Source organism: Lentzea nigeriaca (genome assembly GCF_016907955.1).
In the GTDB taxonomy this organism is placed as follows: domain Bacteria; phylum Actinomycetota; class Actinomycetes; order Mycobacteriales; family Pseudonocardiaceae; genus Lentzea; species Lentzea nigeriaca.
In genome coordinates, this window is the sequence record NZ_JAFBCX010000003.1 from 438,200 (window position 1) to 451,659 (window position 13,460).

The 13,460-nt window shown below is 70.9% G+C and carries 12 protein-coding genes; 8 read left to right on the top strand and 4 right to left on the bottom strand.

The genetic code is table 11. The annotated features are described in order from the left end of the window. Window positions 1-28: 28 nt before the first annotated feature. Together JOD27_RS13010 and JOD27_RS13015 are read left to right on the top strand one after the other, a co-directional pair. A complete protein-coding gene (locus JOD27_RS13010) occupies window positions 29-514 on the top strand; it encodes a DUF1269 domain-containing protein (RefSeq protein WP_204762445.1) in 486 nt (161 codons plus the stop codon). After that, window positions 511-996 (top strand): potassium channel family protein, encoded by a 486-nt coding sequence (locus JOD27_RS13015; RefSeq protein WP_204762446.1) that lies wholly within the window; start codon window positions 511-513, stop codon window positions 994-996. The genes JOD27_RS13010 and JOD27_RS13015 overlap by 4 nt, the downstream gene beginning before the upstream one ends. Here JOD27_RS13015 and JOD27_RS13020 read toward each other — a convergent pair. From JOD27_RS13020 to JOD27_RS13030, 3 genes are read right to left on the bottom strand one after another with little or no spacing between them, the layout of a single operon-like run. Beyond that, the gene (locus JOD27_RS13020; protein WP_204762447.1) at window positions 962-2,251 is read right to left on the bottom strand and encodes an MFS transporter; all 1,290 of its coding nucleotides are present in this window, start codon (window positions 2,249-2,251) and stop codon (window positions 962-964) included. The genes JOD27_RS13015 and JOD27_RS13020 overlap by 35 nt on opposite strands. Beyond that, window positions 2,248-2,952, bottom strand: coding sequence for a hypothetical protein (locus JOD27_RS13025; RefSeq protein WP_204762448.1), 705 nt, complete (start codon window positions 2,950-2,952; stop codon window positions 2,248-2,250). The genes JOD27_RS13020 and JOD27_RS13025 overlap by 4 nt, the downstream gene beginning before the upstream one ends. Next, window positions 2,949-3,947: a hypothetical protein gene (locus JOD27_RS13030; protein ID WP_204762449.1), complete on the bottom strand. Its 999-nt coding sequence runs from the start codon at window positions 3,945-3,947 to the stop codon at window positions 2,949-2,951. The genes JOD27_RS13025 and JOD27_RS13030 overlap by 4 nt, the downstream gene beginning before the upstream one ends. Before the next feature lie 135 nt (window positions 3,948-4,082). Between JOD27_RS13030 and JOD27_RS13035 the strand changes: the two genes are divergently transcribed. From JOD27_RS13035 to JOD27_RS13045, 3 genes are all read left to right on the top strand, one after another. After that, a complete protein-coding gene (locus tag JOD27_RS13035; protein WP_204762450.1) occupies window positions 4,083-4,313 on the top strand; it encodes a hypothetical protein in 231 nt (76 codons plus the stop codon). A gap of 55 nt (window positions 4,314-4,368) precedes the next feature. Continuing rightward, window positions 4,369-6,960 (top strand): winged helix-turn-helix domain-containing protein, encoded by a 2,592-nt coding sequence (locus tag JOD27_RS13040; RefSeq protein WP_204762451.1) that lies wholly within the window; start codon window positions 4,369-4,371, stop codon window positions 6,958-6,960. Between the two features lie 198 nt (window positions 6,961-7,158). Next, window positions 7,159-7,314, top strand: coding sequence for a hypothetical protein (locus JOD27_RS13045; RefSeq protein WP_204762452.1), 156 nt, complete (start codon window positions 7,159-7,161; stop codon window positions 7,312-7,314). A gap of 57 nt (window positions 7,315-7,371) precedes the next feature. Here JOD27_RS13045 and JOD27_RS13050 read toward each other — a convergent pair whose 3' ends face one another. Continuing rightward, window positions 7,372-8,601, bottom strand: a complete 1,230-nt coding sequence (locus tag JOD27_RS13050; protein ID WP_204762453.1) for an aspartate aminotransferase family protein — start codon at window positions 8,599-8,601, stop codon at window positions 7,372-7,374. 76 nt (window positions 8,602-8,677) lie between these two features. On the opposite strand from JOD27_RS13050, the gene JOD27_RS13055 reads away from it, so the two are divergent. The 3 genes from JOD27_RS13055 to JOD27_RS13065 all read left to right on the top strand — a co-directional run bounded on the left by JOD27_RS13055 (window position 8,678) and on the right by JOD27_RS13065 (window position 13,437). After that, window positions 8,678-9,547: a LysR substrate-binding domain-containing protein gene (locus JOD27_RS13055; RefSeq protein WP_204762454.1), complete on the top strand. Its 870-nt coding sequence runs from the start codon at window positions 8,678-8,680 to the stop codon at window positions 9,545-9,547. A 4-nt stretch (window positions 9,548-9,551) separates the two neighbouring features. Further along, window positions 9,552-10,535 (top strand): LacI family DNA-binding transcriptional regulator, encoded by a 984-nt coding sequence (locus JOD27_RS13060; protein WP_307830104.1) that lies wholly within the window; start codon window positions 9,552-9,554, stop codon window positions 10,533-10,535. 91 nt (window positions 10,536-10,626) lie between these two features. After that, window positions 10,627-13,437: a glycoside hydrolase family 2 TIM barrel-domain containing protein gene (locus tag JOD27_RS13065; RefSeq protein WP_307830105.1), complete on the top strand. Its 2,811-nt coding sequence runs from the start codon at window positions 10,627-10,629 to the stop codon at window positions 13,435-13,437. The last annotated feature ends 23 nt before the right edge of the window (window positions 13,438-13,460 follow it).

Below are 13,460 nucleotides of genomic sequence, written 5' to 3' on the forward strand. Positions count from 1 at the left end.
GCCGGGTGTCTCTCGCACAGTTTGGCTCATGGCCACTTTGACCGTGTGGAAGTTCGACACCTCCGACGGAGCGCGTCTCGCGCTCGACCTCCTGCGGAAACTCCAGGAACAGCAACTGATCACCGTCCGCGACGCGGCCTACGTCTACTGGGAGGCCGATGCCAAACGCCCGAAGACCAAGGAGCTCGGGAAACTCACCGGCGCGGGTGCGCTCGGCGGGGCGTTCTGGGGCCTGTTGTTCGGGCTGATCTTCTTCATCCCGGTGCTGGGCGCGGCGATCGGCGCGGGCGTCGGCGCCCTGGCCGGGTCGTTGTCCAGGGCGGGTATCGACGACGACTTCGTCAAGGACGTCAGGGAGAGCGTCACGCCGGGCACGTCGGCGTTGTTCGTGATGTCCGAGCACGCCGTCGTCGACCGGGTCGCCGACCAGTTCAGGCAGACGGGAGCCACCCTGGTCACGACCAACCTCTCGGTGGAACAGGAAGAGCTGCTGCGCGAGACGTTCACGTCTTGACCCGCGCGGTGATCTCGGCGGTGGTGCGGCCGGCAGCGAGTGTCGGGGTGCTGTTGCTGGTCTACTACCGCCTGCCGATGGACCAGCCGGAGGACGGATACACCGTCCTCCGGCTGGTCTCCGCTCTGCTCCTGGTGCTCGTCGTCTTCTGGTGGCAGGTGCGGATGATCGGCCGGTCCGCGCACCCCGGCTGGCAGGGCGTGCAGGCGCTCGCCCTCGTGGTTCCGTTGTTCCTGCTGGTGTTCGCCCAGGCCTGTTTCCTGCTGGCGCGGCACCACCCCGGCAGCTTCACCGTTCCGCTCAGCCGCACGGATGCCCTGTACTTCGTCGTCACCGTGTTCGCCACGGTCGGATTCGGTGACATCGCACCGGTTTCCACTGCCGCGCGCGTTCTCGTGACCGTGCAGATGATCGCGGACCTGCTCGTCGTGGGCGTGGCGTTGAAGGTCATCCTCGCGGCGGTTCGCCGTCGCTCCGGATGAACAGCGCGAGGACGAGACCCGCTGTCGCGAACAGCACCAGCAGCGTCAGCGCCGCGCGGTACGGATGCCCGGCCCCGGTGAGGACCGAGCCGACGAACGCCGTGCCGAGCGACGACCCCAGGTTCGAGACCGCGCGCGACACCCCGGACACGTCCGCCTGGTCGGCGTCGGGCCAGCGCGACTGCACGACGTTGACCGAGGCCGTCAGCATGATCCCGATCCCGGCTCCCACCAGGAAGAGCCCGACCGGTTGCTGCAGGGTGCCGGCGATCGTGATCAGGAAGCCCACGCGGATCAACGTGCGCTGTGAGTGGCGCCGGGCGAACCGGCCCGCGAGCGCCGAGGTGACGAGCAGTCCGATGGTGGCGGGCAGCAGCGCGAGACCGGTGCCGATCGCGGTGAGACCCTGTTCCTGCTGCAGGTGCACGGAAAGCACGAAGAACGTGCCCTGCAGCACCAGCCACTGCACGAGCTGCGTGCCCAGGCCGAGGTTGGACGTGCGGTCTCGGAACAGCTTCGGCTCGCACAACGGATTCTCGGCCCGGTGGATGTGAAGCGCGAACAACGCGAGCACCACCACGCCCGCTCCGATGAGCAGCCAGGTGGTGACGCCCCAGCCGTTCACGTTGGTACGCAACACACCCAGCACCAGCAGGAACAACCCTGCGCCCGACAGGAACGCGCCGAGCAGGTCGAACCTGTCGTGTTGTCCCGGCGTCCCGGGAAGGTTCCTGGCGAACAGGATGATCACAGCCACCACCAGCACCTGCACGACGAACGAGGCGCGCCAGCTGAACGTGCTCGTGATCAGCCCGCCCAGCAACGGTCCCGCCGCCGCACCCAGCCCACCGGCCCCGGACACGATCCCGAACCCTTTCGCCCGCGCCGTCGGATCGGTGGCGAGCGCCGTGACCAGGATGTAGATGGGCGGGATCATCAGCGCCGAGCCGACGCCTTCGCCGATCGCGTAGCCGATCAGCAACAGGCCGGGGCCGGGCGCGAACGCGGCGAGCAACGCGCCCGTGCCGTAGATCGCAAGGCCCAGCACGAAGCAGCGGCGGCGGCCGCAGATGTCGGTGAGCTTGCTGCCCGGCACCATCAGCGCTGCCATGACGAGGGTGAACAGGGTGATCGTCGTCTGGACGCCGGTGATCGTGGTGCCGAGGTCGGCCGCGATCGTGCTGATGGCCACGTTCATGTTGGTGGCGGCGTAGCTCGCGATGAACTGGGCCAGTGCCAAAGGGAGGATCTTCACCCGCTCTCCCCCACCCGCAGGTGCCCGGCCGCCTTGCCCAGCAACGCGTGCACCACCCGCAACACGTCGGCGACCCGGTCCCGGTGCTCCCGCAGCACCTCCACCTGCCGCCGCGCCTCCCGCACCATCCGCTCGGCCCGCAGCCGTGCCGTCTCCTCGATCAGCTGCGCGTCCCGCAGGCTTTCCTTGCGCCGCAACGCCAGCGCCAGCGAGAAGTCCTCCTCGACCTGTGCCCGGTGCCCGGCGGCGGCCTCGTCCAGCGCCCGGCGGCGTGCCTCGCCCTCGCGGACCAGCCGGGACATGCGTTCGCGGGTGGTGGCCAGCAGGTCGAGGTGTTCGGCGTGGATCTGGCGGGCCGAGGCCCACACGTGGTCCTCGATGGCACTGGCCCGTTCGACGATCGCGGCCGCCTCCGACAGCGCCGCGTCGACGGCGTGGCGGAGGCGTTCGCCCACCGCGTCCGGCGACAGCGGCTGACGGCACAGGCGATCGATCCGGTCCTGCAGCGCGCGGTTCTCGGAGCGTGCGGCCTCGAGGTTGCGTGCCAGTGACACGGCCCTGGCCTCGGCGGCGTCGCGGTCGGCCGCCAGCAGGGCGAAGTCGCGTTCGGTCTCGGCCACGTAGTACTGGACCTGGTCGCGGCGGTAGCCGAGCCACACGACGTCGAAGCCGGTGCGCAACGGCAGCAACTCGGTGGTCATGAGCGCACCAGGGAGAGTTGCGCGCGGCAGAGGCCACCGATGCCTTCGAACAGAGTGCCGGCGGTGATCACGTGCACGCGCGTGCCGCTGAGCAACGCGGCGCGCACCGCCACGTCGGCCAGCAGGCCGCAGCGGCGGGACGGGGACCAGCCGCGCGCCACGTCGGTGGGTGCGGGGCCGTACCAGGCGGTCGCGGTGATGTCCTCCGGGTAGCCGACGAGAAGGTCGTCCAGGCGGCCCTCGGCGATCGCGGTGAGGGTGTGGTCGACTCCTTCCACCGCGAGGTTCCGTGCCCGGCCTCGGGCGTTGAAGTCGGCCAGGACGCCCTCGGTCCACGCCCGCGCCGCCGCACGCGTCTCGGCGGCGATGCGGCTCGGGGTGAGGTCGCGGCCGGTCCAGCGCACCACGACGTCGCGGCGGACGGGGGCGGGCAGCGCCTCCCACAACGCGCCCACCACCTCGTCCTCCCCCGCCACCACCAGCAGCCTGGCCTCCTGGCGGTCGAGCATCTCCGCGCACGCCGCCGCGGCCGACCGCACGCCCGGCCGCCACTCCGGTTCCGGGTAGTTCAGCGAGATCCGTTCGCCACCGGCGGCCAGGTCGGTGCAGCAACGCCCGGTGGTCACGGCGACGCGCGGCGGACGGTCCTGCAGCCAGGCGAGCAGCGGCAGAACGTGGGCGGGCGAGCTGAACCAGGCCAGATCCAGGTGGCGTAGACCGGGCGTGTGGAAGACGCGCGGGGGCAGCTCCTCACCCGCGAACGCCACGAGCGCATCGGCCCCCGGGTAAAGGGAACGGGCCCGTTGCAACACCTCGCCGACCGCGGTGATCACGTCGGCGCCCGCGCCGTCGCAGCGCAGCTGGTCGGCCAGGCGGTGCCAGCGTGACCGCCACGAACGCAGCGGGCTCGCTCCCAGGTAAACGGACGCGACAGGGCGGGCGGGACGCACGACGTCGACGAGGTCGTGCAAGGAGAGTCGGTGGCTCATGCTCATGGGCCAAAGGTTCTGCGGGCGGCCAGGCCCGCTGCTTCACCCGCCGCAGGTGAACCCCCGTGCCGCGACCGCCCGGCGCGGAGGAGGCCGGACGCGCACTCCGGCGAGCAGCGTCGACGGCGGAGGTGACCGATCTTGAGTCGTCAACCCGACCGTTCCCGCTCCCGCCGCATCGTGTTCGCCGTGGCGGTGTTCATCGCGGTCGTCGTCAGCGGTACCGGCGACGACTGCGAGCCGTCCAGCACGACCGGGGTGATCGCCACGCTCAGCCTGCTGCCGCGGCTGATGGGTGTGATCGGGAGAGGACTGTGGCTGCTTTCCGCTCGTGACAAGGCGAACGAGTCCGCCTGCCCGCCCTCGCGGTGATGCGGTTCGATCACGCGATCATGCCTCGACAAACTCCATCGGGAGAAAATCCGCAATGTCCGACAGTTCGGAGTGTGAGTCGTCCAACCCCGAGACCAGCCAGGCGAAGCTGCGCTTGCCCGCCGCCGCCACACCGCTCGTCCCACGCGCCAAGCTACTATCCACAGTGGACGATCATGTGTCGTCGGCGCCGGTCACCGTGCTCACCGGACCGGCGGGCTGCGGCAAGACGACGCTGCTCGCCGCGTGGGCGCGCCGCCGCGACGACGACGTGGCCTGGCTGACGCTGGACGAGCACGACAACGACCCGGTGCGTCTGCGCGCCGCGATCCGGGATGCCCTCGCCTTGGCCGACGCGATCCCGTTGACCGAGCCGGGTTTCTCCTCGGCGATCATCGCCGCGTTCGACCAGCCGGGCGAGTCGCGGTGCCTGGTTTTGGACAACGTCCACGAGATCCGCGACCCCGGCGCGCTCGCGAGCATCGACCAGCTCATGCGCCAGCCACCCGACCGGCTCCGGCTGCTCCTGCTGGGCCGTTTCCCGCCACCGCTGCACCTCGCGCGCCTGCACCTGGAAGGACGGCTGCGCGAGGTGCTGCCGCACGAGTTCGCCTTCGACCGCGCCGACACCGAGGCGTTGCTCGCCGCGCACGGGTTGCACCTCTCCCCCGACGACGTCAGCGAGCTGCTGGCCCAGACGGAGGGGTGGATCGGCGGCCTGCGCTTCGCGATCATGCGGCTGGCCGCGGCCGAGGCCAGACCGGGCGACCTGCTCATGTTCGCTGGTCTGGACCAGGTCGTGAACCGGTATCTGGGCGAGGAGGTGCTCGCGCGCCAACCGCGGCCGGTGCGGGACCTGCTCGTCGCGACCAGCGTGTGCGACACCGTCAGCGCGGAACTGGCCTGTGCGCTGACCCGGCACGCGAGCCCCGGTGTTGTGCTCGACGCGCTCGAACGCACCAACTCGTTCGTGAGCAGGCTCGAGACCGCGCCCGAGTGGTATCGCTGCCATCCGGTGCTGCGCGCACACCTCTCCGCCGAGCTGCGCCGGTCGAGGCCGGCCGACGAGGCGTCACTGCACCGGACAGCAGCGCATTGGTACCACCGCAACGACGAACCGTCGGTGGCGCTGCGGCACGCCTTGCAAGCCGGTGACGACCAGCTGACCGCCGAGATCGTCGAGCACTCGGTGCTGCCGGAGGTGTTGCGAGAGGGCAGCGCGCGGTTGCGCACGGTGGTCGAGGCGGTACCCGGCCACGTGCTCGCGCGGCCGCAGGTCGGGGTCGTCGCGGCGCTGGTCGCGATGGACGCGGGTGACCTCGCGACCGCGGACAGAATGCTCGCCGCCCTCGGCGGTGAGCCGCTCGAGCTGCGGCAGGACCGCGTGCGGGTGCTGCACGCGACGGCGTTGCTGCGGCGCGGCCGGTTCGACGCGCGACTGGGTGAGGCATTGCGGGTGATGGCACGCACGGCGGCGGGGCGTGGCGGCACCGATGCCGAGGTCGCGGCACTGTTGAACCGCGGGGTCGCGGCGATGCTCTCCGGCGATCACGCGGGCGCGGAACGCGATCTGGTGCGGGCGACGGCGATCGCGCGGCAGGAGCGGTTCGACCACGCGGTGCTGGACGGCCAGGTCCACCTCGCAACACTGACCAGCGCGTCCGGCGACATCCTGGCCGCGGCCAGACAGGCGGGCGAGGCGCTCGAGTTCGCAGAGGAGAAGGGCTGGCAGTCGCACTTCGTCTGCGCGCTCGCCTACACGCTGGTGGGGGTGCAGGCCTATCTGAGGCTGGACGACACGCGCGCGGCCGACCTCGCGAGCCGTGCGGTGCGGGCATTGGGCGACCGTCCAGACCCGGCGACAGGGCTCGCCGTGTCCACTTTGGACGCGGCGGTGTCGTTCCCGACGTCCGGAGATCCGCGAGCGATCGTCGGCCGCATCCGCGCGCAGTGGCAGGATGTCGCCCAACGGCAGGTGATACCGCCGGTCATCGCGCACATCGCCCCAGCGGTGCAACGGATCGCGTTGCGTTCCGGGGACGAGCAGTGGGCGTCGGCCATGCCCGACCAGGTGGAGGCGATGTTCGGGCCGTGCGGCGAGCAGGCGGTGCTGCGCGCGGTCGTGCAGACCCATCACGCCCGCGCGGCGCAGGCCCGCAAGCTCGTGGAACCGTTGCTGTCGGGCGAACTTCCCGCTCTCGCGGCACCGACGGTCGTGGACGGCTGGCTGCTGGAGGCGGTGCTCGTCGACCGTTCCGGCGACCAGCGGCGGGCACACGAGGCCGTCACGAAAGCGCTGGCCGCGGCGGAACCGGTCGGCGCGCTGCGCCCGTTCTACAACGCGGGCAAGCCCGTGCGCGACCTGCTGGCCCGCGGCGCCGGCCGGTTCGGCCGGCTGGAATCGTTCGCCACCACCACGATGACCGCGCTGCCCGCCGCGTCCACGGCCTCCACCGACGTGCTGACCAGCCGTGAACGCGACCTGCTCCTCGAACTGCCGTCCATGCGCACCACCGAGGAGATCGCCGACTCGCTGTTCGTGTCGGTCAACACGGTGAAGACCCATCTGCGCGGCATCTACCGCAAGCTCGGCGTGAACCAGCGCCGCGACGCCGTTCTCGCCGCGCGCAGGCTGGGCCTGATCTAGCCGCGATTGGCCCCTTGGGCCTGCTCGGCGCGAGCGCCACACTTGATCCACGCGAGCCCGCCGACACGATCGCCCGGCTCGTCTCACTCGCCACCGGCGAGAAGTCGATTCCGCGCCAACGGCACCCCCGGCCGTGCGTCGCTTTGGGCTGCGCGCGACCGGGTGGGGTGCCGCCACCCGAAGGCCTACCATGGAGTCATGGGCACCAAGACCCTGGAGCTGACCGACGAGGAGCTCGTCCTCCTCCGGCACGCGCTGCGCCACTATCTCTCGGAGTTCGGTCACGAGGAGGCCGACATCCTGCGGAAGGCCCGCGCGCTGCTCGGCAAGCTGCCGGAACCAGCCGCCAGGTAACCGGCCGGTTCACCGACCTCGACGGGTTCGCCCGGCGAGCGATGCCGCGTGGCCTGGTCAGCCGACGGCCCCGATCGCTTCGTCCAAGATGCTCAACCCCAACGCCAGTTCCTCCTCGGTCGCCGTGAGCGGCGGCGCGATCCGGAACACCCCACCCATCCCCGGAATCTGCACGATGTTCATGTGCAGCCCGAGCTCCAGGCACTTCCGGGTGATCGGCGCACTCAGCCCCTCGTCCGCGATCTCCACCCCCACCAGCAATCCACGCCCCCGCACGTCGGACACCAACGGGTGGCGGGCCGCGATGTCGTCCAACCCGTTGCGCAGGAACGCCCCGAGCTTCGCCGCCTGCTCGTCGAGCCGTTCCTCCTCCAGCACGTCCAGCACCGTGTTCCCCACCGCAGCGACGAGCGGATCCGACACGTGCGTGGTGAAGAACAGGTAGTTCCGCGCGTGCGCCTCCTCCTCGATCTCGGCGGAGGTGACCACCGCGGCCAGCGGCAGCCCGGCGCCCAGGGTCTTGGACAACGTCAGGATGTCCGGCACCACGCCGTCACGCTCGAACGCGTACCAGGTCCCGGTGCGGCACAACCCGGTCTGGGCCTCGTCCAGAATCAGCAGCATTCCGCGCTCACGACATTTCGCGGACAACGCGGCGAAATACCCCACCGGCGGCTCCAGAATCCCGCCAGAGCTCAGGATCGGCTCGACGATGCAGGCGGCCAAAGCCCCCACGGACTGCGCGTCGATCAGGTCGAACGCCAGATCCAGCTGCGCCTGCCAGTCCCCGGACGGCGCCGGGATCGCGAAGTTGCCGGGCGTCGCCGGCCCGTAGCCCTTGCGGCCGGCGCTGTAGGTGGCGGCCGCCGCCGCTGCCGTCATGCCGTGCCACGAGCGCGCGAACGACACCACCTCGTGCTTGCCCGTCACGAGCTTGGCCATGCGCAGCGCGGCCTCGTTCGACTCGGCGCCGGTCGTCAGCAGCTGCACCTTCGACAGCGACGGGGGCAACGTCGCGGCGAGGCGGCGGGCCAGGTCCACGACCGGGCGGCTCAGCATGCCGCTGAACAGGTGGTCGAGGTTCGCGATCTGGCGCTGGACGGTCGCGACGATGCGCGGGTGCGAGTGGCCGAGGATCGCGCTCATCTGGCCGGACGTGAAGTCGAGGATGCGGCGGCCGTCCTCGGTGAACAGGAAGCTCCCCGACGCGCCGTCGATGATCTCTCGCGTGAACGTGCCCCCGTAGCGGACGAGGTGGCGGTCGACGTCATCCCAGAAGGTGTCCATGGAAAGAAGCTACGAACCCGCGAGCATCAGGTCCATCTCACAATTCCACGCTCGCTGTTCGGAGATACTGCACAGCATGACGCTCAACCCGTGGCGCCTGCGCCTGCTCAGCCAGCTCGACGCGCTGGGCACCGTGCGAGCCGTGGCGCAGGCCGCGAACCTCAGTGCGTCGAGCGTGTCGCAGCAGCTCGCGGTGCTTGAGCACGAGACGCGCACACAGCTCCTCGAACGAACCGGGCGGCGCGTGCGGCTGACGTCGGCCGGGCTGATCCTCGCCAGGAGGGCGCGATCGATCCTCGACCAGATGGACGCCGTCGAAGCCGAGCTGCGCGGCCTCAACGAGGAGCCGTCGGGCCGCGTCCGGCTGGGCGGGTTCCAGAGCTCGATCCACACGCTGGTCGTCCCCGCGCTCCAGCGACTCGACCATCCTCACCTCCAGGTGGAGCTGGTCGAGCTCGAACCGCACGCCAGCATGCCCGCGCTGCTGGCCGGCGAGGTCGACGTGATCATCACGACCACCGACTTCGTCGAGCTGCCGGTCCCCAGGGACATCGACGTCGTGCCGCTCGGCGAGGACCCGATCGTGCTGCTCTCCCCGCCGGGCCAGCCGAAGACGGACCTCAAGGCGTGTGAGGACGAGCCGTGGGCGTTCGACATCCCCGGCTCCTACATGGCGAACCTCGCGACCCGCCTCTGCCGGCAGGCGGGCTTCGAGCCGAGGGTCGTCGGCCGGTTCAGCAACTACATGCTGACGCTCAAGCACGTCGAGGCCGGTCTGGCGGTCGCGGTGCTGCCCGCGCTGGCCGTCGACCCGCGGTTCGACGTCGTCACGAAGGAGCTGCCGGTGACGAGGAGGATCACCGCCGCCGTGCGCAGGGACGCGCGCGCCGCGATCACCGCCGTGCTGGACGCCCTGCATACTCGGTCCCAATCGGACGAGAGGTGATCACGTGAGCAAGCGCGTGACGATCAACGACGTCGCGCGGACCGCCGGGGTCTCGCGGCAGACGGTGTCGCGAGCGCTCAACGACAAGGGCGAGATCGACGGCAGCACCAAGCAGCGGGTCCTGGACGCAGCGCGGGAGCTCGGTTATCGGCCGAGCCGGTTCGCCCGCGGGCTGGTGCGGCAGGACACCACGACCATCGGGCTCGTCATCCCCGACCTGCTCAACCCGTTCTTCACCGAGGTCGCCGCCGGGGCGCTGGAGGCCGCACGCGCCCGCGGCTGGCATGTCATCGTCTACGACACCGCCGGCAGCGACGAGGAGGAACGCGGCACGATCGAGGTCGTCGTGTCCCAAGTGGACGCCGTGGTCGGCTACTTCAACCTGGCGGAGTCCGAACTCGACGCTCACCTGAGCGGCATGCCCGCCGTGCTGATCGGGCGCGAGCACCAGACGCCGCGGTTCAGCTCGATCCGGATCGAGGGCGCGGCCGGGGTGCGCGAGGCCGTCGACCACCTCGTCGCCAACGGACACCGCCGGATCGGCATGCTGGACTACGAGGAGCGCTCCAGGCCGAGCATCCGGCACTCGTGGTTCGCTGACGCGATGAGCGCGCACGGGCTCGTGGCCGATGCCGTCGGCAACGCCGTGCAGTCGGTCGACGGCGGCACCGAGGCGCTCACGGACCTGCTCGCGCGGCGCCCCGATCTCACCGCCGTGTTCGCGTTCAACGACGTCATCGCCGTCGGGGCGCTGAGGGCGGCCCGGCGGCTCGGTAGGGCGGTGCCGGACGAGCTGGCCGTGGTCGGCTTCGACGGGCTCCAGCTCGGCACGGTGGTCGATCCCGCGCTGACGAGCGTCGCGCTCGACACCCGCCGGGTGGGTGCGCTCGCGATCGAGCAGGCGGGCAGGCTGCTGGCGCGCGAGCCACAGCTGCCGCCGGAAGAACTGCTGGTCAACGCCGTTCTCCTGGTGCGCGAATCCACCTGACGCCTTGACAGGGTCAGACGTTCCTGAGCATGCTCCGAGCATCCCGTGAACGTTCACGGGAGCGTTCACGGGCCACTCCGGAGGGCTGATCGTGTACATCGAAGACATGGGTCCTGGCACCGGTGCGTTGCCGCCGCGCGCCTTCTTCACCTCGGACGCGGCGTCGTTGTCCCTCGACGGGACCTGGCGCTTCCACCTGTCGCCGTCGCTCGCGGCGGCGCCCCAAGACGTGGAGCGCGAGGACTTCGACGACAGCGGCTGGGGCTCGCTCACCGTTCCCGGGCACTGGCAGCTGCAGGGCCACGGCTCACCCGCCTACACCAACGTCGACTACCCGTTCCCGGTCGAGCCGCCGTTCGTGCCCTCGGAGAACCCGACCGGCGATCACCGGCTGGAGTTCGACCTGCCCTCGGACTGGCCTTCCGACGAACCGGCCGTGCTGCGGTTCGACGGCATCGACTCGTGCGGCCGGGTGTGGCTCAACGGGTCCGAGCTCGGCGTGACGCGCGGCAGCCGGCTGCCGTCCGAGTTCGACGTCGGCGACCTGCTCCGTCCACAGAGGAACGTGCTGGTCGTGCGCGTGCACCAGTGGTCGTCCGGCAGCTACCTCGAAGACCAGGACATGTGGTGGATGTCCGGCATCTTCCGCTCGGTCACGCTGCTGTCGCGGCCGCGCGGCGGTGTCGCGGACTACCACCTGCAGGCCTCGTACGACCACGTCTCCGGGCTCGGCACGCTGAAGATCGACGCCGCTCCCGGCGTCCTGGTCACCGTGCCGGAGCTGGGCGTGCGCGACGCGCGGTCCGCCGAGGTGCCGGTGGAGCCGTGGAGCGCCGAGAACCCCCGTCTCTACGACGGTGTCGTGCACACCGCCGCCGAACGGGTGCCGGTGCGGATCGGGTTCCGGACCGTCGCCATCGAGGACGGCGTGATCACGATCAACGGCTCGCGGGTGGTGTTCCGCGGCGTGAACCGGCACGAGCACCACCCGCGGTTCGGCCGCGCGGTGCCCCGCGAGGCCATGCTCGCCGACGTGCTGCTGATGAAGCGGCACAACGTCAACGCCGTCCGCACCAGCCACTACCCGCCGGACCCGCACTTCCTGCAGCTGTGCGACGAGCACGGCCTGTGGGTGATCGACGAGTGCGACCTGGAGACGCACGGGTTCGGCGAGCTGCACTGGGAGGGCAACCCGAGCGACGACCCGCGCTGGGCGGAGTCCTATGTGGACCGCATGCGCCGCACCGTCGAACGCGACAAGAACCACCCGTCCGTCGTGATGTGGTCGCTGGGCAACGAGTCCCACACCGGCCGCAACCTCGCCGCGATGGCGTCCTGGACCCGCGACCGCGACCCGTCACGTCCGGTGCACTACGAGGGCGACCGCGAGTGCGAGTACGTCGACGTCTACAGCCGCATGTACGCCTCCCACGAGGAGGTCGACCAGATCGGCCGCCGCGAGGACACCAACGCCCACCGCCGAACGCTGCCGTTCGTGCTGTGCGAGTTCGCGCACGCGATGGGCAACGGTCCCGGCGGCATGCTCGAGTACCGCGAGCTGTTCGAGCGGTACCGGCACGTGCACGGCGGGTTCATCTGGGAGTGGATCGACCACGGACTCGAGGCTGACGGGCACTACGCGTACGGCGGCGACTTCGGCGAGCCGATCCACGACGGCAACTTCGTGATCGACGGCCTGGTCTTCCCCGACCGCACGCCGTCGCCGGGCCTGCTGGAGTTCGCGAAGGTCTTCGAGCCGGTGAGGATCACCGGGACCGCGCAGGGCATCCGGATCGAGAGCCACTACGACCACGTGTCGCTGGACCACCTGCGGTTCGACTGGGTGTACGAGGTCGACGGTGTGGAGGTGGCGACAGGGGCGCTCGACGTGCCCGCGGTGGCCGCCGGCCAGCACGCGGACGTTGCCCTCCCTGAGCTCCCCGAGGCTTCCGGCGAAGGGTGGCTGACCGTCCACGCCTCCCTTGCCGCCGCCACCACCTGGGCCGACGCCGGTCACGTCCTCGCCTGGGGCCAGATCGCCGTCGCGGAAGCCACCCCGGTCGCGCCCGTCGACGCAGTGGAACAGGTGGGCGTCGGCGACGCCCTCTGGCTGGGGCCCGGCGAGTTCGACCCGGCCACCGGCCGGCTGACCAGGCTCGGCGAGCACCTGGTCGTCGGCCCGCGCCTGGATCTGTGGCGCGCTCCCACCGACAACGACCGCAGCGCGGACCAGCCAGAGGAACGGACGTGGCGCGACGCGGGCCTGCACCGGCTGCAGCACCGCGTCATCGAGGTCGGCGTCCAGGAGACCGCCCTGGTCGTCCGCACCCGCGTGGCACCACCGGCCGTCGGTTACGGCATGTTCGCCGACTACCACTGGACCGCGGAAGGCGACCGGCTGCGCCTGCGGCTCGACGTCACCCCCGACGGCGAGTGGCCGTGCACGCTCCCCCGCCTCGGCCTCCGCCTGGCGCTTCCAGCCGAGCTGGACGCGGTCGAGTGGTTCGGCGCCGGTCCCGGTGAGGCGTACGCGGACAGCCGCCAGGCCGCCCGCATCGGCCGGTTCACGTCCACTGTGGACGAACTGCAGACGCCGTACGTCTTCCCGCAGGAGAACGGCAACCGGTCCGACGTGCGCTGGCTCCACCTCACCGCGGGCGGCCGCGGCATCCGGGTGAGCGGCGAGCCGGTGTTCGACTTCACCGCCCGCCGCTGGACCAGCGAGGACCTCGACGCGGCCCGGCACACCGACGAGCTGAAGCCGCGCGATCACGTCTACCTGAACCTCGACCTCGCCCAGCACGGACTGGGCACGGCGTCGTGCGGACCGGGCGTGCTGCCGCAGTACCGGCTTCACGCGCAGAAGGCGAGCTTCTCGCTCACTTTCGCCCCGCTGACCTGACGTTCCAGCATGTGGACCTAGTT

Excerpts from the sequence above, each read along its gene's own strand:
- JOD27_RS13010 (WP_204762445.1), top strand. The coding sequence starts at position 29 with ATGGCCACTTTGACCGTGTGGAAGTTCGACACCTCCGACGGAGCGCGT.
- JOD27_RS13025 (WP_204762448.1), bottom strand. The coding sequence starts at position 2,952 with ATGACCACCGAGTTGCTGCCGTTGCGCACCGGCTTCGACGTCGTGTGG.
- JOD27_RS13030 (WP_204762449.1), bottom strand. The coding sequence starts at position 3,947 with ATGAGCATGAGCCACCGACTCTCCTTGCACGACCTCGTCGACGTCGTG.
- JOD27_RS13040 (WP_204762451.1), top strand. The coding sequence starts at position 4,369 with ATGTCCGACAGTTCGGAGTGTGAGTCGTCCAACCCCGAGACCAGCCAG.
- JOD27_RS13045 (WP_204762452.1), top strand. The coding sequence starts at position 7,159 with ATGGGCACCAAGACCCTGGAGCTGACCGACGAGGAGCTCGTCCTCCTC.
- JOD27_RS13050 (WP_204762453.1), bottom strand. The coding sequence starts at position 8,601 with ATGGACACCTTCTGGGATGACGTCGACCGCCACCTCGTCCGCTACGGG.
- JOD27_RS13055 (WP_204762454.1), top strand. The coding sequence starts at position 8,678 with ATGACGCTCAACCCGTGGCGCCTGCGCCTGCTCAGCCAGCTCGACGCG.